Source organism: Paenibacillus sp. EKM206P (assembly GCF_011066155.1).
In the GTDB taxonomy this organism is placed as follows: Bacteria; Bacillota; Bacilli; order Paenibacillales; family Paenibacillaceae; genus Paenibacillus; species Paenibacillus polymyxa_D.
In genome coordinates, this window is record NZ_JAAMNQ010000001.1 from 633,627 (window position 1) to 652,617 (window position 18,991).

Sequence of the window (18,991 nt, forward strand, 5' to 3'; positions counted from 1 at the left end):
AAAGATTGACCAGCAGAGTGAGCATGAACATAGAGTGGCCTCACACAGGCGTAAATGTTGTTTTAGGGCGTATATGGTTTCGATTAGCACAAGAGGGAAGACTATAAATTTGGAAGCTAAGAAGACAAGCTAGAGTCTATACATAAGAAGTTGAGAAATAGCACGGCAAGATTTATGAAGTAGTTAAACAAGGAATGGAATAGGACAAATTAAAACATACATAGGAGTATTTTGAGGTGAGCGTGATGACTAAAACGATGGAAAGTGGAAGAGTTATGATTGGTGTGACCGATATTATGCGTAAGATGGGAATTGGGCGAGACAAGGCATATGAGTTAATTAAATCCAAGCAGTTTTACACCATAAAATTAGGAACCAGATATCTGGTGCATGAAGATGTGTTTGAAGACTGGATGAAAGGTCGATTATAGCTGATTACAAGTAGGTTATAGGGAGGCTTTCATGTGGTATGATTACTTTTAGTCACATGCTTGACCTCCTTTCTTATTGTCACAAGAAGGGAGTTTTAAATGGCAGAACCTTTTGTTAATGAGAAGACAAAAAAATGGGATTTTGTTTTCGGTTATTACGATGAAACGGGGAAGAGGCGGCAAATCCGCAGAAAAGGCTTTAAGACAAAACGTGAAGCAAATGATAAGATGATTGAGCTTCAGAATGATGTGAAGAATAAAGAATATATCAGGAAAGATAACACTACACTCAATGAGTTTATGGTTTACTGGCTGGATAACATCCGGATTCATGAATGTGGAGAAACAACGCTTTACAATAACAAGTTGTATTTCAAAAATCATATTAAGCCTAAATTCGGAAAAATAAAGTTGCAAAATTTTGATTTATTGAAATGTCAAAATTTCGTGAATGAGTTGCACAAGAAGAATTTTGCGAGGAATACGATAGATCGCATTACAACGATGGTCAAAAAAGTATTTGATAAGGCAATTGAATATGGCTTCATAGAAGAAAATCCCATGCGAAAAGTGACACTTCCCAAGCGAATAAAAAAAGAAATGTCTATTTGGACGCTGGAACAAGTGAATCATTTTCTCCAATGTACCAAAGAAGATCGTTATCATTGTGTTTATGGACTCGCTTTATTAGCAGGAATGCGGCAAGGGGAGATTTTAGGATTAAGATGGAAGGATATTGATTTTGAATCAAAGACAATTATCATTAGACAAACGCTTGCTCATTATGGAACTCGGATCAAATCTGGAGCTAAAACTACCGCCGGGGAACGTAAAATATCTATACCTAATCAACTGATTGCAATTCTTGAAGAACAGCGTAGGCTACATGAAGTTTACAAAGTAAAGTGGAAAAGAGAGTTTGGAGACGCTTTTATCGATATGGATATTGTTATTTTCAACTTAAAAAATGGTAAAACAGTGTTCCCTGCTAATTTGTCCAAGGCTTATAAAAGAGATGTTTTAAGTGCCAAGCTTCCGCATATCCGTTTCCATGATATGAGGCATACCCATGCGACGATGCTGTTGGAAAAGAAAATGAATGTCAAAGTGATCTCAGAGAGATTAGGTCACAGTAAGATATCTGTCACGCTGGATACGTACAGTCATGTACTTCCTAGTATGCAACAAGAGGTAGCCGATGAGCTTGAGCAGATGATCATGTTGTGATTTTTGTGACCTTTTTGTGAACTCAAATGGGTTGTTGCCTAAAAACTGTTGATATAAAAGGCTTTTCTGATGGTTCACATCATGTGTGGTGCGCTGGATGTTGGATTGCTCAATGAACGGCTGGCGGATCGGAAAATCCTGGCCGCACGAGCTGTGGGGGTAAAAACACTAAAGGAACTGTTGGAAGCGCCGATGGAGTCAGTGACGGCAGAAGCCGAGCAACTGGGGATTAAACCAGGGATGCCAGGCTATGAAGCACTATTGAAACTGGTGTAGTGAAGCCTATGTGCAATGTTGCATAAAAGTAGAGGAACAAGAACCGAAAAAAACCGGACTTTTTGGCTCCGGTTTTTTTCTATGAAAAGTTACACTCTATCGAGCAGATTATTCGGCTTTATACGAACGGTATGATCTGCAAGAACGATTAATCGGCAAACAAAGCGGGGAGGTTGTCGCTAAAGGGTGCTTGGACAATCCCTTTTTCGGTAATGATGGCGGTAATGTACTCATGAGGTGTAACATCGAAAGCTGGATTGTAGACTTTGATGCCCTGCGGGGCGGTCCGTTTACCAAAGCTTTCGGTAACTTCCTCCGCAGAACGCTCCTCAATCGGAATATCTGCGCCTGTTGCGGTCTGCAAATCAATGGTAGATAGTGGCGAAGCGACATAAAAAGGAATGTCATGCGCCTTCGCTAGCACAGCTAGGCTATAGGTACCGATTTTGTTGGCGACATCGCCATTAGCAGCGACTCTATCTGTGCCGACAATAACGGCCTGTACCCATCCTTTGGACATCACCATGCCCGCCATATTGTCACAGAGCAGGGTGACATCAATGCCTGCCTGCTGAAGCTCGAAAGCAGTCAGGCGCGCACCTTGCAGCACGGGGCGGGTTTCGTCGGCAAATACTTTGAGGTGGATGCCGTTCTCCTGCGCAAGGTACATCGGAGCGAGCGCTGTCCCGTATTTGGCTGTCGCCAATCCGCCTGCATTGCAGTGAGTGAGTACGCCCATCCCGTCCTCGAACAGAGGTAAAGCATGGATGCCGATCTGGCGGCATACTTCTTCGTCCTCTGCCTGAATGGCTATGGCTTCACGCTCCAGCCCGGCATTCCAGTCTTCGATCCGTCCTCCGCTAGCTTCAACGATGAGTTCCCCAGCCCGCTTCTTCATGCGATCCAGGGCCCAGAACAGGTTCACTGCCGTCGGCCGTGAAGTAGCCAAATGTCCGCACACGGCGTGTACATGCTCCAGCCACCCATCAGCGTCGATGCCGCTGTAGGCGGAAGCCCCCAGCACAACGCCGTAGGCCGCAGCCATCCCGATGGCGGGCGCACCGCGTACCTTCATGGCATGTATGCCATCCCAAACTTCATCAGCCGTGAATAAATCCAGCATGACAATCGTTTCGGGTAGCAGACGCTGATCCAGCATGGACAAGTGGTTGCCTTTCCACACCAGCGAAGATAGAGCCTGACTGGACACTGCAGCTTTCCCAGAGGTCACGGGCGCCGATTCTTTCTTTTCACTCATATTCATTAAGCTCCTTTAGTTTGGGCAGCTGTTGCTGTCCGAACAATGTCTCCCAGTTCCCGAATCGAATGAAGCCCGCGATTGCGAAGAACCAAGGATTTACCGATAGATAACGCCAGACGTTCCGCAGCTTCCTTGAGGTCAGGATCGGCTATTGTCTCGATATCTGCCACATGCGACAGGCTGATGATACGGCGGATCACTTTGCACCCTGCAAAACCAATCGTATCTTGCAGTACTTTCTGGAGATACAAGTCCTGATATCCCGCTGTACGTGCCATATGATCGGTGACATGCTCGTCCCACAGTTTGCGGAACCTACGCTCAAACTGCTCCCATACCTGAATGGCAGTCTCCAGAACCCAGTCGCGCCTTTCTTTTAGAGCCGTCTCACCAGAGGTCCATCCGGGCTGTGCAGCGTAGTTCAACAGCAGATTGGCGATCACCGCTCCGATATCAAAGCCCATGGGTCCGTAGTAGGCAAATTCAGGATCAATGACTTTAGTCGATTCGGTCGTTACAAAAATGCTACCAGTATGAAGGTCACCGTGCAGAAGCGCTTCGGTTCGTGTCAAAAACTTTTCTCGCAGCAAAGCCACTTCCAGATGAAGCGCTTGATCTGTACGGAGTGCCTCTGCTTCGTCTTCGATGTACGCACCATAGTTGTTATTATCTGAGAACCGATACGGTTCATCCAGAATCAGATCCTCAGTTATTTTGCAGAGATCCGGGTTGATAAAACGTTTGACTAGGTCTTTTTTATCCTGCTGATTCATGCCCAAATCTGAGGTGAAGAAGAGCGTGCGTGCCAGAAACTCCCCAATATGATTAGCGAAATATGGATATGTGTTTCCTTCTATTAGCCCCTTGCGCATGATGGTGTGGGAGCTAAGATCCTCCATCACGGTCAATGCAAGCTCATCGTCATACGCCAGTATCGCAGGAACCAATTCGGGGCAAATGTGGTGCTCCTGCTGAAGGGCCTCGCGTTCAATACGGGCACGATCCAGTGAGAGCGGCCAGGATTCACCCACAATTTTTACATAAGGAAGTGCCTGCTTGGCAATGATACTCTTGTTAGATTCAGAATCCGTAATATGAAAAACCAGATTTAGGTTACCATCACCGATTTCCCGGCATTCCAGACGAGCTTCCTGACTAAAAAATCCGGGGATGTTCTTCACGAATTCGATTGCTTCTTCAGTCGTTAAAGGATGATATTGGGACAACGAAGTCACCTCCATAAATTGTGCACATGTAAATAGTCTGGGAATATCACAATATTAAACCAAGTATTTTGATAGGATAGAGAAAGTATAACGAAAATCATTGAAGTTTTGTACATTTTTTTTATGGAGGATCGAAAGAGGGAGAAAGGAGAACTCTTCTTTTTGTTTCGTTTCCGTATAGAGAGGGTAAGTATGAAACAGACGTCCGGCAGGTGATTAGGATGCCCGCTGGCGTCTTACCGTCAGCAATGACGGTGATGGATACGTAAACGTTCCTGAAAATCAATTTGATGAAAAAGGAAGGGATTTATGATGGCTAAAACAACAAGTAACTCGAAAAATACGCAAACCAAATCGGTGGAGGAACTTTTAAACCGTCAAGTCGCTAACCTCAATGTGTTATATGTAAAAATTCATAACTATCACTGGTATGTGAAAGGCTCCAGTTTCTACACACTCCATGTTAAATTTGAAGAGTTATACAATGAAGTGACATTGAAAATGGATGAGATCGCCGAGCGTTTGCTCGCGTTGAAAGGTTCACCTTCCGCAACATTGAAGGAGTACCTGGAGCTGTCGTCGATTCAGGAAGCAACCGGCAACGAAGATGCTCCCAAGATGGTACAAACCTTGATCGAGGATTTTGCAACGGTATGCGAGGAGTTTCAGGAAGGTATTGAACTGGCGGAAAGCAATTCCGACCAGCCAACTGCAGATTTGCTGATCGGCTATAAAGCGGATCTGGAGAAACATATGTGGATGCTTCGCTCTTATTTGGGCTAATTGTAGTGATGGGATTACGCTTTGAAATAAACTTTTTACATGTAAAACGCTACTGACGTGATGCTGTCAGTAGCGTTTTTATGGCTGAAAAGAGATCATGTACCTCGTGTTTTTTGTACAAATTTATAATTATATAAACATTCGCAGGATGTATTTTGCCATTTGTGTGCTTGGTAGGGTGAACATTTTATGAAGAAAGTTGGATAACGTGTGTCTGTTGGTTGCACCCTTCAAGATATTTATTATAAAATAACTTGAGAATCATTGAGAATCAGTTTAGAATGATTATAAATAAATTTTTAAATATTACTTGAAATCAGGGGGCTCCCCTGTTTAAATATACTTTCTGATTTCGACACCACACTACATTTTTTGGAGGGTATTGCGAATATGGCTACAAACTTTAAGATTGAAGGTCTCAAAGCGACCATTGAAGGCAAGGAAATTTTGAAAGGTATTAACCTCGAAATGAAGGGCGGAGAAATCCATGCCATCATGGGTCCTAACGGTACGGGTAAAAGTACACTTGCGTCTGCTTTGATGGGTCATCCAAAATATGAAGTCACAGATGGTAAAGTAACTTTGGATGGAGAAGACGTGCTGGATATGGAAGTGGATGAGCGTGCACGTGCAGGATTGTTCTTGGCGATGCAGTACCCGAGTGAAATTGCAGGGGTAACGAACTCCGACTTTTTGCGTAGTGCGATCAACGCGCGCCGTGAAGAAGGACAAGAAATCTCCTTGATTAAGTTTATCCGTCAAATGGAAAGCAAAATGAAAGAGCTTGAAATGAACCCTGAGTTTGCTCACCGTTACCTGAACGAAGGCTTCTCTGGTGGTGAGAAAAAACGGAATGAAATTTTGCAAATGATGATGATTGATCCGAAAATTGTCATTCTTGATGAAATCGACTCCGGTCTGGATATCGATGCTTTGAGAATCGTGGCTAACGGTGTGAACGCTATGCGTTCCGAAGATCGTGGTTTCCTCGTGATTACTCACTACCAACGTCTGTTAAACTACGTTAAACCAGATTATGTACACGTGATGATGCAAGGACGTATCGTTAAATCCGGGGGTCCTGAGCTTGCTGAGCGTCTGGAAGCAGACGGTTACGACTGGATCAAGGAAGAGCTGGGTATCGTTGATGAAACTGTAGGACAAGAGGCGTAAGCCGGAAGCGAGGAGGAAAACTAATGACTACACAAACAATCCTTCCGGTAGATTCCGAGCAACTGCGTGTTCTGTCCGAACGTAACGGCGAACCATCTTGGCTGGCTGAAGACAGACAAAAAGCACTTGAGCTTGCAGGCAAACTGGAGCTTCCGGTATTTGAAAAAACAAAAATCGAACGTTGGAAATTAAACGATTACGGTCAACATAAACAGAGCGAGGTCATTGCATCGGTAGGGCAGGTTCCTGCAGCCATTGCTGATCTGGTTAAAGAGCAACAGGAGGGCGGTCTGATTATTCAGCGCAACTCCGGTGCGGTATATGTGAAGCTGAGTGAGGAATTGGCGGCGCAAGGCGTCATTTTCACGGATTTACAAACAGCGGTTAAAGAGCATGCTGATTTGGTTAAAGCTCATCTGAACACAGTGATTAAGGCAGAAGAGAATTCATTATCTGCATTGCACGCAGCACTCTGGAACGGTGGAGTATTTGCTTATGTGCCTAAAAATGTAGAACTGAACGTTCCGCTTCAAGCTGTATTCCTGACAGACGATGCGACTGCAACGTTTGCGCCGCATGTGCTGCTTATTGTCGAAAGTCATAGTTCCGTGACGTACGTAGACAACTATGTATCTGCGGATTTGGCGGCACCTGTTCTTCATAACGGTGCGGTAGAAGTTGTTGCAAATGCTGGGGCTAAAGTTCGCTATGCGACAGTCCATCAGTTTGGAGAGCAAGTAACGGATATTTCAATTCGTCGTGCCACGTTGGGAAATGACGCAGCTATCGAATGGATTGTGGGCGAAATGAACAACGGCAATACAGCAAGCAATACCATGTCCGTGCTCAAAGGCAATGGCTCCAATTCGGATGCCAAGATCATTGCTGTAGGTTCCGGCTCACAAAAGCTGAACTATACGACACAAGCACAGCATTTCGGCAAAAATTCCGCTAGTCAGATGATAACGCGCGCAGTGATGCGTGAAGAAGCGTCTTCCATCATTAACGGAATTACAAAAATTGAAAAAGGTGCTACCAAAGCAGATGGTCAGCAAACAGAACGTGTTCTGATGCTCAGCCCGAAAGCGCGTGGTGACGCTAACCCAATCCTGCTGATTGATGAAGATGATGTAACAGCAGGTCACGCAGCATCGGTTGGTCAGGTTAACCGTGAACAAGTGTATTACTTGATGTCCCGCGGAATTAGCCGGGCAGAAGCTGAGCGTCTGATTATTTATGGCTTCTTGGCACCTGTCGTATCTGAGATTCCGCTCGAAGGACTTCAACATCAGCTGCAAAGCCTTGTTGAAAGGAAGTTAGGCCAATGAATACTGCATTGATCCGTGAACAATTCCCGATTTTACATCAGGAGATTAACGGTCATCCGCTGGTTTATTTGGATAATGCGGCTACTTCGCAAAAACCGCTGGCGGTCATCGAGGCGATCAAGCACTACTACGAATATGATAACTCAAATGTTCACCGTGGTGTGCATACCTTGGGTAGCCGGGCGACGGATGCTTATGAAGGTGCGAGGGAGAAGGTAGCTCGCTTTCTGAATGCCAAGCGCAGTCAGGAAATTATTTTTACACGCGGAACAACAACGGCGCTGAATCTGGTGGCTTCTTCTTATGGTAGAGCTAACTGTAAGGAGGGTGATGAAATTGTCATCACACAAATGGAGCATCACAGTAATCTGATCCCGTGGCAACAGGTAGCCAAAGCCACAGGCGCAACTTTAAAATATATTCCACTTCAAGAGGATGGTAGCGTTGATCTTGCTGATGTGGAGAATACTATTACAGAAAACACCAAAATTGTAGCGATTGCGCATGTCTCCAATGTGCTTGGTGTTGTGAACCCTGTCAAAGAGATTGCAGCTATTGCGCATCGCACAGGCGCAGTTATCGTTATAGACGGTGCACAAAGCACACCACATATGAAAGTAGACGTGCAAGACATCGATGCTGACTTTTATGCCTTTTCGGGTCACAAAATGTGTGCGCCTACTGGGATCGGGGCACTGTACGGCAAGAAGGCGCTGCTGGAAAATATGGAGCCCATTGAGTTCGGCGGGGAAATGATCGACGATGTGGGATTGTATGAATCCACATGGAAGGAGCTGCCTTGGAAATTCGAAGGTGGAACTCCGATTATCGCTGGAGCTGTTGGTTTGGGAGCTGCTATTGATTTTCTGGAAAGCATCGGAATGGACGCCATTGCACAGCATGAGAGCCGTTTGTCCAACTATGCCCTCAAACGTCTCCGTGAAGTGGAGGGGTTGACGATATACGGACCGGCAGAACGTCATGTTGGGCTCGTAACATTCAACCTGGATGATGTGCATCCGCATGATGTAGCTACTGTACTGGATAGCAAAGGGGTGGCTGTACGTGCGGGACATCATTGCTGCCAGCCATTGATGCGCTGGCTGAAAGCCAGTGCAACTGCACGTGCCAGCTTTTATCTCTATAACACGGAAGAAGAAGTCGACGCTCTGGTCAGCGCCTTAATCCAAACAAAGGAGTATTTTGGCGATGCAACTTGATGACTTGTACCGACGCGTGATTATGGATCATTATAAAAATCCGCGCAATCGCGGACGTTTTGAGGATGATGCCGTTACGGTGGATTTGAATAATCCTACGTGTGGTGACCGGATTTCCCTTCAACTCAAAACGAAAGACGGCGTGGTCGAAGATGCCCGTTTTACTGGTGAAGGCTGCTCGATTAGTATGTCCTCAGCTTCGATGATGACAGAAGCAGTCAAAGGAAAAACGATTGATCAGGCATTGGATATGGCAAGCCGCTTCTCTTCTTTAATGAAGGGGGAAGCCGTCGAATTTGATGATTATGAAGAATTGGAAGCTTTGTCAGGCGTAAATAAGTTCCCGGCCCGCATCAAATGTGCGATACTGGCTTGGAACGCGCTGCGCAAAGGGATTGATGAAGATAAATAATTTAAATAGAACAGAGGAGGTTTGAGAAACATGGCCAAGAAAGCACCGGAAATGGAAGAGTATAAATACGGCTTTCGTGACGAGCACAAGTCCATTTTCCAAACAGGTAAGGGTCTCACTCCGGAAATCGTAAAGGAAATCTCCAAAATTAAGGATGAGCCAGAATGGATGCTGGAGTTCCGTCTGAAGGCACTGAAGCAGTTTGAAAAAATGCCAATGCCAAACTGGGGCGGAGATATGGATGAACTGGATTTCAACGATATCCAGTACTATGTAAGACCTTCCGAGAAACAAGGGAAGACGTGGGAAGAGGTTCCTACGGAAATTAAAGAAACCTTTGATAAACTGGGTATTCCCGAGGCGGAGCAAAAGTTTTTGGCTGGTGTATCCGCACAGTATGAATCCGAGGTTGTCTACCACAGTATGCAAAAGGAACTGGAAGATCAGGGCGTTATTTTCATGGATACCGATACGGCGTTGCGTGAGCATCCTGAGATTCTGAAAGAGTATTTTGCAACAGTTGTACCTCCTGCGGACAATAAGTTTGCAGCACTGAACAGTGCGGTATGGTCAGGCGGGAGCTTCATCTATGTACCAAAAGGTGTGAAATGTGAAGTTCCATTGCAGGCTTACTTCCGTATCAACTCGGAAAACATGGGTCAATTTGAGCGTACGCTCATAATTGCTGACGAAGACAGCTTTGTGCACTATGTAGAAGGCTGTACGGCTCCGATTTACAGCACGAACTCGCTGCATAGTGCCGTAGTCGAAATTATTTGTAAGAAGAACGCACGCGTTCGTTATACGACGATCCAGAACTGGGCACCAAACATCTATAACCTGGTAACCAAACGTGCGGTTGCAGAAGAAAATGCAACGATGGAATGGGTCGATGGTAACATCGGTTCCAAGTTGACGATGAAGTATCCAGCCGTTGTATTGAAGGGCCGTGGAGCGAAAGGGATGGTCTTGTCCATCGCTGTTGCAGGCAAAGGCCAGCATCAGGATGCAGGTGCGAAAATGATCCACTTAGCACCAGACACCACGTCCACCATTGTATCCAAGTCGATCAGTAAGCACGGCGGTAAAGTAACGTATCGCGGATTAGCTTCATTCGGTCGTCAGGCTCAAGGTGCAAAATCCAATATCAAGTGTGATACGTTGATTTTGGATAATCAATCAACCTCAGATACTATTCCTTATAATGAAATCATGAATGATGACATCACGCTTGAGCACGAAGCAACGGTTTCCAAGGTATCGGAAGATCAGCTGTTCTATCTGATGAGCCGTGGTTTGACTGAAGCAGAGGCAACGCAAATGATCGTTATGGGCTTTATTGAGCCATTCACAAAAGAACTGCCGATGGAATATGCGGTAGAGATGAATCGTTTGATCAAGTTCGAGATGGAAGGTAGTATCGGTTAAAACGCAGTAACCCTTGGTATGTCAAGGCTCTTGAGGTATTCTAAAGCTTGTTAAATCCGAGTCGTGCCGATTTTATGCCGATTCGGATTTCCTGCTAGTATAGGAGACGAACTTTTTAAGTTCGTCTTCTTTTGTTTTTTACTATGATACCTAAGTCCATAAGCCTTCTTCTACTACAAAAAAAATTATGCTTAGGACTGCAGATAGTTGCCTAGCACTTATGTATGTTTGCTTAATAGGATGTTGTGAGTGACATAAACATAAGGAGGCATGCCAACAGATGCAGAAGAATAAAGCTGGAGTGAAGAAGAAAACCCTCTCTTCTAAGCAGACACAGAGACATGTACATGAATTTGAAGGTAGCACCAAACTGGCCGAAGAAGGTGCAGACCGACATAACCACCGCTTTGCAGGTGTTACTGGGCAAGCGATTCGAGTTGGAAGAAGTCATGTCCATGAAATTGATCTTACCAAAACTGATTTCGTGAACCATTTTCATAATCTGAGAAGGATTAGAACAGGGCCCGCTATTCCAGTCGGAAATGGTAAGCATGTACATTTTGTTACGGGCCAAACTACATTAAATGATGGTCATGTACACCAGTTTAATTTTGCAACATTGATTCAGGCACCTCTTATTTAATGAACGGTGGTTTGACCGAAGCTGAGGTAACACAAATGATTGTTATAGACATCTGCTCATACAGAATGAGAGCATCGACTTCGATTTTTCAGTGATGTGTAAATTACTCGAAATAAATCAAAAAGCTCTGCTAACCATAATTGGTCGGCAGGGCTTTTAGTCTTACATTAATTCTGTACTTCATGATTTATGACCGGCTATGATTTTATGCCTTATGATAAGCCGCCTTATTCGAATTTTAAGTATATATTTTTTGTTTTATTTTTATGGTCAGTGTCACCAATAAGCAATCTTTAATGTTGGGACAGCTCGTCTGCCACTTGTTTATTTATCTGAAGTTTTATGGTCTAAGTCATGATGTAACTCGGTTGCTGGTATTTTGGCATTATAGATTTGTCCTTTGGCAACAGGTTTTGAGATGTATACATAGCTCCCGGTTCCATCCGGCGCACTTCCTGTTGCCCACAAACCTTCACTAGATTCTTCGCCCTCAGACAAATTCCAAAACTCATAAGCTTCAGGCTGAGACTCTTGCTCTGCCTCAGGAGGAAAAGAAGCCGGGACCACAACACCGTTTTTCTCTTCTAATTCTTGGATTGCCGCCATCCACTGATACTGGTGATAGCGGTCACGCGCTAGCATTTTCCGTAGTGTAGCTCTGACGCTTTCATCTTGTGTCATATGATATAGCCTTGCTACCTGCAATCGACCCTGACTCTCTGCGTGCAAATTGGATCGCATATCCGCCAAAAGGTTGCCACTTGCGACGATATAAGAACCGTTCCATGGAACTCCATTTGAATTAGTAGGCAATCCGCCTAGACCGCTGACCAGCAAGTGCTGTGGGTTAATTCCCCCCATTATGGCAGCTGTAACAGGGTCTTTTGCAGCTTGTTCTTGATCTTCTGGTTTAGCTCCATCAAGTAGTTGACTAATTAAAGCACACAGCATCTCCACATGCCCTACTTCTTCAGTTCCAATATCCATCAGCATATCTTTATATTTTTCATCACCGCGACAGTTAAACCCTTGAAATAAATATTGCATCATCACGGTCATTTCTCCAAATTGCCCTCCCAAAACTTCTTGTACCTGCCGGGCAAAAAGAGGATCAGGACGCTCTACTTTCACTTCAAACTGCAACTCTTTTTGATGTCTAAACATATATACTCCTCCTATAGCTAAAGCAACTTAGTGAATTCTAACTGTATTTAACCTTTTCAAGATGTAATAAAACGAGGAGCAGCATCACAAAAATCGATACGGGTCTTTATATTTAACTTTCTGTTTGTTTGGTTTGTATATAAATTATTAAAGAGGGAAGCCTATGTTTCACTTTAAAATGAAGAGTCTAAGGAGGGGATTTGAATTGTATTTTTATAAAGAAGATTTAATTAACTTAATAGTACCCGATAAGCCCGATCCTGCTGCTGCTAAAGTGATTCAAGAAGTGTTAGGTGGTCGATTCGGAGAAATGCGTACTATGATGCAGTTTTTCTTTCAAAGTAATAATTTTCGTGGTAATGCTGTGCAGTACAGGGATTTGATACGAGGAGTTTTTCTAGAGGAGCTTAGTCATGTTGAACTGGTCCAACATACTATAAATCAACTTCTGACTGGCTCAGGCGCAGACCAAGCCGGCGATGCGGGAATGGATCATGCTCCTTTAGATGAGGCGATAAAACACGCAAATCCTCATCATTTTATTATGGGAGCCCAAAGTTCCTTACCTGTTGATGCAAGTGGGAATCCTTGGCTAGGTAGTTATGTTTATTCCCACGGGAATCTGGTTAGTGATTTGCTTGATAATCTCGTACTCGAATCTACAGGGGTCCTGCAAAAATCCCGAATTTACGAAATGAGCTCGAACAAAACATTCCGGGAAACGTTGGCTTTTTTGATTGTGAGGGATAATGCTCATCAAAACGCGTTTGCCAAAGCATTAGAGACACTTGGAGTTGATTGGGGAAAATTGTTCCCGGTTCCAAATTACGATATTAACAAGTATCCAGAATGCCGGAAGTATGTTGAGATGGGCTTTCACAATGCGCAGTTTAATTTTCGATTGGATTCTACCCGTATTGGGGAAATATTCAATGGGCAAACTCCAAGCAGAAACGGTGGGGATTTGAGTGTAATAGATCCTCCTGAGGGTTTTCCTCTTCCGTATATGCCTGAATTACCTAATGAACATAGTCCAGGGCTACACGATCTTACCACTTAGGATTAAACCATAAATAAAGATAGTAACAAGGTTAATATCCGTAACTTAAAAAGAGGCTGTCCTTCGTAGAAGAACCTACGAATCAAGGACAGTCTCTTTTTATTCGCGTAGTCTGTGCTTCGGCAAAACATTTCGTTCCACCGAAGTAACGCCGGGAGGCAGTAGCGGATCAGGATTCCAAATAAATTTCATCAATGGATACATGGCGTTCCCTAGACAAATCTACATATTCATCATCGTTAATTCTTACTAAGGGTCTGAAGTAATCAGCAGGATTGTTCAGAATGATCGTTCCTGTCTGACCTGTAGTCAACAGAACCTGCTTATTAATGAAATTAGGAAGTATGTGTCTGATGAACACTTGGGTAGCTTCTGGGTTTAGATGTCCAAAACTCATGCTGTGCAGCTCGCGTAATACGGTGAGTAGCTCCTGCTTCGTCTGATACACACGATTGGAAATCATCGCGCTATACACGTCGGCAATAGCTGTTATGCTGGCAAAAGGATGAATTTCTTCCTTGAACAGACCATGGGGATATCCACTTCCATCTTCACGCTCATGATGCTGTAAGGCGACAATTGCAGAAATCTCATCGCTGGTTGAATTGCGAATAATATCATAGCCATATAGCGAATGTTTCTTCATTTCATGAAATTCTTCAGGTGTCAGTTTATCCGGTTTGTTCAAAATTTCATCGGGTATCATGGACTTGCCTATATCATGTAAATATCCAGCTTTACCGGCGGCATATGCTTCTTCTTCCGTATACCCAAGCCATGTGGCAATGTAATATGACAGTACGCCTACTTGGAGAGAATGATTATAGGTATAGTGATCTCCCCGTTCCATAATTAACAGCAGAGATACGACATCTTTTTGACGAGCTAGCTCTGAAACGAGAGGGCCGAACAGCTCATCAACTCGATATTCATCAAATTTGCCAGTTGAGGAAGCTTCGAGAAACATACTTTCAAAGCCACTGATCGTCTGCTCCATGAGAGGAACGGCACGTTTGAGGGACTCGGGGGAAGCTGGAACATCGGGGGCAAAGTCAACCGGAATGCTCGCAGAACCGGCATCAATGTCGATATAATCGACACCGTGCATAATGAGCTTGGAAATATCGTCATGCTGTAGCTCGGTGCCCTGAACCATGACAGGCACACCGTGCCCATTGTATGTATCGGATTTGAGGCGATCTCCTGGCTTGGCATCGGTAACGTGTACTCTCATGCGCTAACCTCCTTATTGTCGTAAATTTGTCGAAAATACGAAACAAACTTAATATATCAAGAATTATATGGGATGACAACGACTAATTTACTATTATTCCAAGCTGTAAAATAGGTCCCAGGAACCCAATTCCTATCAGATACCTACAGTGGATAACGTCAATACTTTTCACTATGTTTGTAATATGAGATTGCCCAGAGACTACAGCGAAGCTTAAGGACTATGTCTACCCATATGTACCATATTGCTAAATAACATGATATGCTTAAACATTAGAAGCTCCAAAGTCGATATATAAAATATAGAGGAGGGCGGTTATGGAGATGACGACTCGGCAAACGTTGACCATTTTGCATACCAATGATATTCATAGTCATTTTGGCAGTATGCCTTCGATAGCCGCGATGATTAATGAACGAAGAGCTGCATTAGGGGATGCGCTACTTGTGCTTGACATAGGAGACCACATGGACCGGATGGCCCCCGAAACGGAAGGAACGCTAGGTGGGGCAAATGTGGATGTGATGAATCTAACAGGATATGATGCCATTACGATCGGTAATAATGAGGGACTGACTTTTACCCCGGATATGATTGAACAGGCATATGCGGGCATTCATTGTCCGGTCATATGTGGCAATATGACTGAGTGTGCCACAGGGATGAGTCCTGCGTGGATGAAGGAATCCCTTATTGTAGACAAAGCAGGAATCAAGGTCGGTTTACTTGGTGTGACGGCTCCTTTTGTAGAGTATTATCAATTGCTGGGCTGGGATGTGCTCAATCCGTTTGATGTGCTGGGGAAGCAGATCGCGGCACTGAGAAAGCAGGTTGATGTTTTGGTCGTGATGTCGCACCTGGGCCTACCTTCCGATAAAAAGTTAGCGTCGCAATTTCCTGAGATTGACGTTATCCTTGGAGGTCACACCCATCATGTGCTGGAGGAACCGCTTTGGATCGGGAAAACAGCTTTATGTGGGGCGGGTAAGTTCGGAACGCTGCTGGGTGAAGTGACGCTAAGTCGTAACAATAGCCTCGAACCGTTTCGAGTCACGTCAGGCGGTGTAGTTCCTGTGGATCTGACAATACTGGACGAAAAAGTGGCATCGGCCATTGTGGTGCATCGCAGACAAGCAGAGCGCGCCATGGAGAGCACGATTGCTGTGACGGATCGGAAACTGGAGATCGCATATGATCAGGAATCCCCTTTCGGGAATATGCTGGCACAATCAGTGTCCCATTTTACAGGAACAGAAATTGCCCTCGTCAATGCGGGACAACTGCTCGGCCCATTACCTCAAGGGGATATCAGTAAAGGAATCCTGCATTCCTTATGCCCTTCACCGATTAATGCCTGTGTTATGAAGTTGCGGGGGAGCGATATTCGGTTGGCGCTGGAGCAGTCCTTGCTGCCTGAATTTGCGGACAAGCCTATGACGGGCTTTGGCTTCAGAGGCAAAGTGCTTGGTACGATGTGTGTGGAAGGCTTGGCTATTCAGTATGACCCTGGCCGTGCTCCTTATGAAAAAGTAACGGACATTCGTGTAGCAGGTCAACCTTTGGAAGAGCATGAGGAATACACAGTGGGCACGTTGGATATGTTCACTTTCAAAGCAGGTTATGAGGTGCTTGCGAACGGAACAGATCTCCGATTTATGCTTCCAGAATTTTTACGGGATTTGATTGAAATGGAGTTGAAGCGTCCGGGCGCGATGGAAGAATGTTTTGCAGCTAGGTGGCTTCAGGTATCAAAACAATCGGGAGAGGATTAAGCTGCGACTGGTACCTGTTACATTATTGAGAGCCGGCATGAAGCTGGGCAAAAAAATATACAATGAAAATGGAATGGTGCTGCTCTCGGAAGGTGTTGAGCTTACTTCGCGATTGATTGAACGTCTAGGCCAAGTCGGTATTGGATATGTATACATTGAGGATGCTGTGACAGAAGATATCGTCATTCCTGAGATGATCCATGAACAGACAAGGGCGGCGGCGCTACAGGAAATCAAAAAGCAATTTCAAGGGTTGTCATCCTACTCCGTAGATCATAAGCACAAATATTTTGGCAAGTCATTTTATAAGGTGATGGAATCTATTCTGGACGATATTGGAGGCCGGCAGGACGCCGTCATTATGTTGATGGATATTGGGGCCGCAGATCAGGATTTGTATCATCATTCTTTGAACGTATGTCTATATTCACTTGTACTGGGAATTTCCAACGGCTACGATAACAATCAGCTGATGGAGTTGGGAATAGGTTCACTACTGCACGATATCGGTAAAATGAAAATTTCACCTCAAGTACTCTATAAGCCGGGTAAATTGACCGAAGAGGAATATGAGCATATGAAAACACACACGGTGATCGGCTACAAGCTGCTTAAAGACGAACCTGGAATTCCCTTGTTGTCGGCTCATTGTGCATTACAGCATCATGAGCGTATTGACGGCAGCGGATACCCACACGGTTGGAAAAAGGACCAGATCCACGAATATGCGAAATGGATCGGCCTGGCAGACTCGTACGACGCAATGACAGCAAGTCGGATATATAAGCAGGCTTTGTTGCCTTATGAGGCGATGGAAGTGCTGTACGCCGGGGCAGGAACGTTATATGAGCAGCGAATGCTAGAAGCCTTTCGTGACTGTGTGGCTATTTACCCCTTGGGACTCTCTGTGGTGCTCAACACGGGGGAAGAGGGGGTCGTGGTGCGTATACATTCCAAAATCCCGCAAAGACCCGTCATTCGCATTGTAAGGGACCGGGATGGGCAGGAAGTGAAAGCACCTTATGATGTGGATTTGTCCATATCCCTCTCGGTTATGATTACAAATACATTGGGTGCTACTGTGGCCCCTTTCGGAGGAGTACACGTAGATTAGCAGATGATGTGGAAGAAAGCATGCAGACACTTTACACATCATGATATGATAATTATACGTCTTTTGAGGTTAATAACAGAAATAAGGTGAAAACATAATGACAGTTCTACAAAATAACACGCTACCCCAAATATCGCCAACCTATGATCCGTGGGACCCGATTGTCTCATTGCGTACACATGGTCGTCATTTGCTTACGAGTGTGGAAATGACCGTAACGCATCTGTGTAATATGCGCTGTGAGCATTGCGCTGTTGGCGACATGCTGGTTATGAAGGAGGCCCCTTTCCTTCCGTTAGACCTAATGCTGAAGCGTCTGGATGAAGTCGAGCATCTGGAGACCATCAGTATTACAGGCGGGGAACCTGCTTTGCTCGATAAAACAGTGGATGAAGTGATCGTTCCACTGTTGAAATACGCCAAAGAGCGCGGTATTCGCTCGCAAATCAACTCCAATCTGACGTTAGATATTCGCAGATATGAGAAGATGCTTCCTTATCTAGATGTGATGCATATTTCGTTTAACTATTTGAATGCGGACGATTTTTATGAAGTGGGTTTTGCAAATACAGGCCGGCCGACCCCACGTGCGGGTGCTGTTCGCCTGTATGAAAAAATGATCGAGAATGCCTGCAGATTAAGTGAAATGGGAATGTTCATTTCAGCTGAATCCATGATTAATTATCGGACACACACGAAGCTGGAGGGCATTCATCAGTTGATCAAAGAAATGGGATGCCGACGGCATGAGGTTCATCCAATGTATGCGTCAAATTTTGCCTCTGCTTTGCCTGTGCTTTCACTCGACGACATGCGGAACTCTATCCATAAGCTGCTGGATGTACGTAATCAGGACATGTGGATGTTGTTTGGCACATTACCGTTCTTTGCTTGTTCGGACCGGGAAGAAGATCGCAAACTGCTTCGCCGCTTGTGTCAGGAACCGAATATTACGGTGCGTAATGATCCAGACGGAAGAAACCGTGTGAATGTGAATATGTTCACGGGTAGCGTGTATGTGACGGATTTTGCAGACATTCCGGCTTTCGGCAACATTCAGGAAGACAGTCTGGACGATATTTTTGGTGAATGGCTGAATGAGCATCCGTTGAATCAGACTGTGAACTGTCATTGTGATGCCGCTGCCTGTTGTGGACCGAACCTGCTCGTAGCGGATATGTACTACAAAGGAATAGACTTTAAATCAAGAAAAGCATTACAACTATAGAAATGGGGAGT

Annotated in this window: 17 protein-coding genes and 1 pseudogene; 14 read left to right on the forward strand and 4 right to left on the reverse strand. The window is 44.8% G+C overall.

Annotated features, from left to right (window positions below):
- The first annotated feature begins 245 nt into the window (after positions 1–245).
- The 3 genes and pseudogenes from G9G53_RS03080 to G9G53_RS03090 form a co-directional block, all read left to right on the forward strand.
- On the forward strand, positions 246–431 hold the full coding sequence (locus G9G53_RS03080) for a helix-turn-helix domain-containing protein (RefSeq protein ID WP_013309546.1): 186 nt from the start codon (positions 246–248) through the stop codon (positions 429–431).
- Positions 432–530: 99 nt separating this feature from the next.
- Positions 531–1,658 carry a site-specific integrase gene (locus tag G9G53_RS03085; protein ID WP_165145258.1) on the forward strand — a complete coding sequence of 376 codons (1,128 nt, stop codon included), beginning with the start codon at positions 531–533 and terminating at the stop codon, positions 1,656–1,658.
- Between the two features lie 75 nt (positions 1,659–1,733).
- Positions 1,734–1,934: pseudogene (locus G9G53_RS03090) on the forward strand (YunC family protein); the annotation flags it as partial.
- Between the two features lie 148 nt (positions 1,935–2,082).
- Here G9G53_RS03090 and mtnA read toward each other — a convergent pair.
- A complete protein-coding gene (mtnA, locus tag G9G53_RS03095) occupies positions 2,083–3,192 on the reverse strand; it encodes an S-methyl-5-thioribose-1-phosphate isomerase (RefSeq protein WP_165145261.1) in 1,110 nt (369 codons plus the stop codon).
- Positions 3,193–3,197: 5 nt separating this feature from the next.
- A complete protein-coding gene (gene mtnK / locus G9G53_RS03100; RefSeq protein ID WP_029516584.1) occupies positions 3,198–4,421 on the reverse strand; it encodes an S-methyl-5-thioribose kinase in 1,224 nt (407 codons plus the stop codon).
- A gap of 312 nt (positions 4,422–4,733) precedes the next feature.
- Here mtnK and G9G53_RS03105 point away from each other — a divergent pair, with 312 nt between their 5' ends.
- The 7 genes from G9G53_RS03105 to G9G53_RS03135 all read left to right on the forward strand — a co-directional run bounded on the left by G9G53_RS03105 (position 4,734) and on the right by G9G53_RS03135 (position 11,408).
- Positions 4,734–5,204: a Dps family protein gene (locus G9G53_RS03105; protein ID WP_013309551.1), complete on the forward strand. Its 471-nt coding sequence runs from the start codon at positions 4,734–4,736 to the stop codon at positions 5,202–5,204.
- A 390-nt stretch (positions 5,205–5,594) separates the two neighbouring features.
- Positions 5,595–6,377, forward strand: coding sequence for a Fe-S cluster assembly ATPase SufC (gene sufC / locus G9G53_RS03110; protein ID WP_029516585.1), 783 nt, complete (start codon positions 5,595–5,597; stop codon positions 6,375–6,377).
- A 23-nt stretch (positions 6,378–6,400) separates the two neighbouring features.
- Complete coding sequence (gene sufD, locus G9G53_RS03115; RefSeq protein ID WP_025719242.1) at positions 6,401–7,705, forward strand: Fe-S cluster assembly protein SufD; 1,305 nt, start codon at positions 6,401–6,403, stop codon at positions 7,703–7,705.
- The gene (locus G9G53_RS03120) at positions 7,702–8,925 is read left to right on the forward strand and encodes a cysteine desulfurase (protein WP_165145264.1); all 1,224 of its coding nucleotides are present in this window, start codon (positions 7,702–7,704) and stop codon (positions 8,923–8,925) included. The genes sufD and G9G53_RS03120 overlap by 4 nt, the downstream gene beginning before the upstream one ends.
- Positions 8,915–9,337 carry a Fe-S cluster assembly sulfur transfer protein SufU gene (gene sufU / locus G9G53_RS03125; RefSeq protein WP_165145267.1) on the forward strand — a complete coding sequence of 141 codons (423 nt, stop codon included), beginning with the start codon at positions 8,915–8,917 and terminating at the stop codon, positions 9,335–9,337. The genes G9G53_RS03120 and sufU overlap by 11 nt, the downstream gene beginning before the upstream one ends.
- A 30-nt stretch (positions 9,338–9,367) precedes the next feature.
- On the forward strand, positions 9,368–10,765 hold the full coding sequence (gene sufB, locus G9G53_RS03130; protein ID WP_013309556.1) for a Fe-S cluster assembly protein SufB: 1,398 nt from the start codon (positions 9,368–9,370) through the stop codon (positions 10,763–10,765).
- Positions 10,766–11,045: 280 nt separating this feature from the next.
- Positions 11,046–11,408: a YmaF family protein gene (locus G9G53_RS03135; protein ID WP_029516587.1), complete on the forward strand. Its 363-nt coding sequence runs from the start codon at positions 11,046–11,048 to the stop codon at positions 11,406–11,408.
- A 324-nt stretch (positions 11,409–11,732) separates the two neighbouring features.
- Here G9G53_RS03135 and G9G53_RS03140 read toward each other — a convergent pair whose 3' ends face one another.
- A complete protein-coding gene (locus tag G9G53_RS03140) occupies positions 11,733–12,572 on the reverse strand; it encodes a manganese catalase family protein (protein WP_029516588.1) in 840 nt (279 codons plus the stop codon).
- 205 nt (positions 12,573–12,777) lie between these two features.
- On the opposite strand from G9G53_RS03140, the gene G9G53_RS03145 reads away from it, so the two are divergent.
- On the forward strand, positions 12,778–13,632 hold the full coding sequence (locus G9G53_RS03145; RefSeq protein ID WP_029516589.1) for a manganese catalase family protein: 855 nt from the start codon (positions 12,778–12,780) through the stop codon (positions 13,630–13,632).
- Between the two features lie 169 nt (positions 13,633–13,801).
- Here the strand turns inward: G9G53_RS03145 and G9G53_RS03150 are convergent, their stop codons facing one another.
- A complete protein-coding gene (locus G9G53_RS03150; protein WP_165145270.1) occupies positions 13,802–14,866 on the reverse strand; it encodes an HD-GYP domain-containing protein in 1,065 nt (354 codons plus the stop codon).
- Positions 14,867–15,183: 317 nt separating this feature from the next.
- On the opposite strand from G9G53_RS03150, the gene G9G53_RS03155 reads away from it, so the two are divergent.
- The 3 genes from G9G53_RS03155 (at position 15,184) to yfkAB (ending at position 18,980) form a co-directional block, all read left to right on the forward strand.
- Complete coding sequence (locus G9G53_RS03155; protein WP_029516591.1) at positions 15,184–16,638, forward strand: bifunctional metallophosphatase/5'-nucleotidase; 1,455 nt, start codon at positions 15,184–15,186, stop codon at positions 16,636–16,638.
- Entirely contained in the window at positions 16,592–17,752 is a 1,161-nt protein-coding gene (locus G9G53_RS03160) for an HD-GYP domain-containing protein (protein ID WP_039269868.1), read from the forward strand. Before G9G53_RS03155 ends, G9G53_RS03160 begins: the two co-directional genes overlap by 47 nt.
- 97 nt (positions 17,753–17,849) lie before the next feature.
- Positions 17,850–18,980, forward strand: coding sequence for a radical SAM/CxCxxxxC motif protein YfkAB (yfkAB, locus tag G9G53_RS03165; RefSeq protein ID WP_029516593.1), 1,131 nt, complete (start codon positions 17,850–17,852; stop codon positions 18,978–18,980).
- Positions 18,981–18,991 lie beyond the last annotated feature (11 nt).

What these genes read in the sequence shown, in the direction of transcription:
- G9G53_RS03080 (WP_013309546.1), top strand. Translation starts at nt 246, where the DNA reads ATGACTAAAACGATGGAAAGTGGAAGAGTTATGATTGGTGTGACCGAT.
- G9G53_RS03085 (WP_165145258.1), top strand. Translation starts at nt 531, where the DNA reads ATGGCAGAACCTTTTGTTAATGAGAAGACAAAAAAATGGGATTTTGTT.
- mtnA (WP_165145261.1), bottom strand. Translation starts at nt 3,192, where the DNA reads ATGAGTGAAAAGAAAGAATCGGCGCCCGTGACCTCTGGGAAAGCTGCA.
- G9G53_RS03105 (WP_013309551.1), top strand. Translation starts at nt 4,734, where the DNA reads ATGGCTAAAACAACAAGTAACTCGAAAAATACGCAAACCAAATCGGTG.
- sufC (WP_029516585.1), top strand. Translation starts at nt 5,595, where the DNA reads ATGGCTACAAACTTTAAGATTGAAGGTCTCAAAGCGACCATTGAAGGC.
- sufD (WP_025719242.1), top strand. Translation starts at nt 6,401, where the DNA reads ATGACTACACAAACAATCCTTCCGGTAGATTCCGAGCAACTGCGTGTT.
- G9G53_RS03120 (WP_165145264.1), top strand. Translation starts at nt 7,702, where the DNA reads ATGAATACTGCATTGATCCGTGAACAATTCCCGATTTTACATCAGGAG.
- sufU (WP_165145267.1), top strand. Translation starts at nt 8,915, where the DNA reads ATGCAACTTGATGACTTGTACCGACGCGTGATTATGGATCATTATAAA.
- sufB (WP_013309556.1), top strand. Translation starts at nt 9,368, where the DNA reads ATGGCCAAGAAAGCACCGGAAATGGAAGAGTATAAATACGGCTTTCGT.
- G9G53_RS03135 (WP_029516587.1), top strand. Translation starts at nt 11,046, where the DNA reads ATGCAGAAGAATAAAGCTGGAGTGAAGAAGAAAACCCTCTCTTCTAAG.
- G9G53_RS03140 (WP_029516588.1), bottom strand. Translation starts at nt 12,572, where the DNA reads ATGTTTAGACATCAAAAAGAGTTGCAGTTTGAAGTGAAAGTAGAGCGT.
- G9G53_RS03150 (WP_165145270.1), bottom strand. Translation starts at nt 14,866, where the DNA reads ATGAGAGTACACGTTACCGATGCCAAGCCAGGAGATCGCCTCAAATCC.
- G9G53_RS03155 (WP_029516591.1), top strand. Translation starts at nt 15,184, where the DNA reads ATGGAGATGACGACTCGGCAAACGTTGACCATTTTGCATACCAATGAT.
- yfkAB (WP_029516593.1), top strand. Translation starts at nt 17,850, where the DNA reads ATGACAGTTCTACAAAATAACACGCTACCCCAAATATCGCCAACCTAT.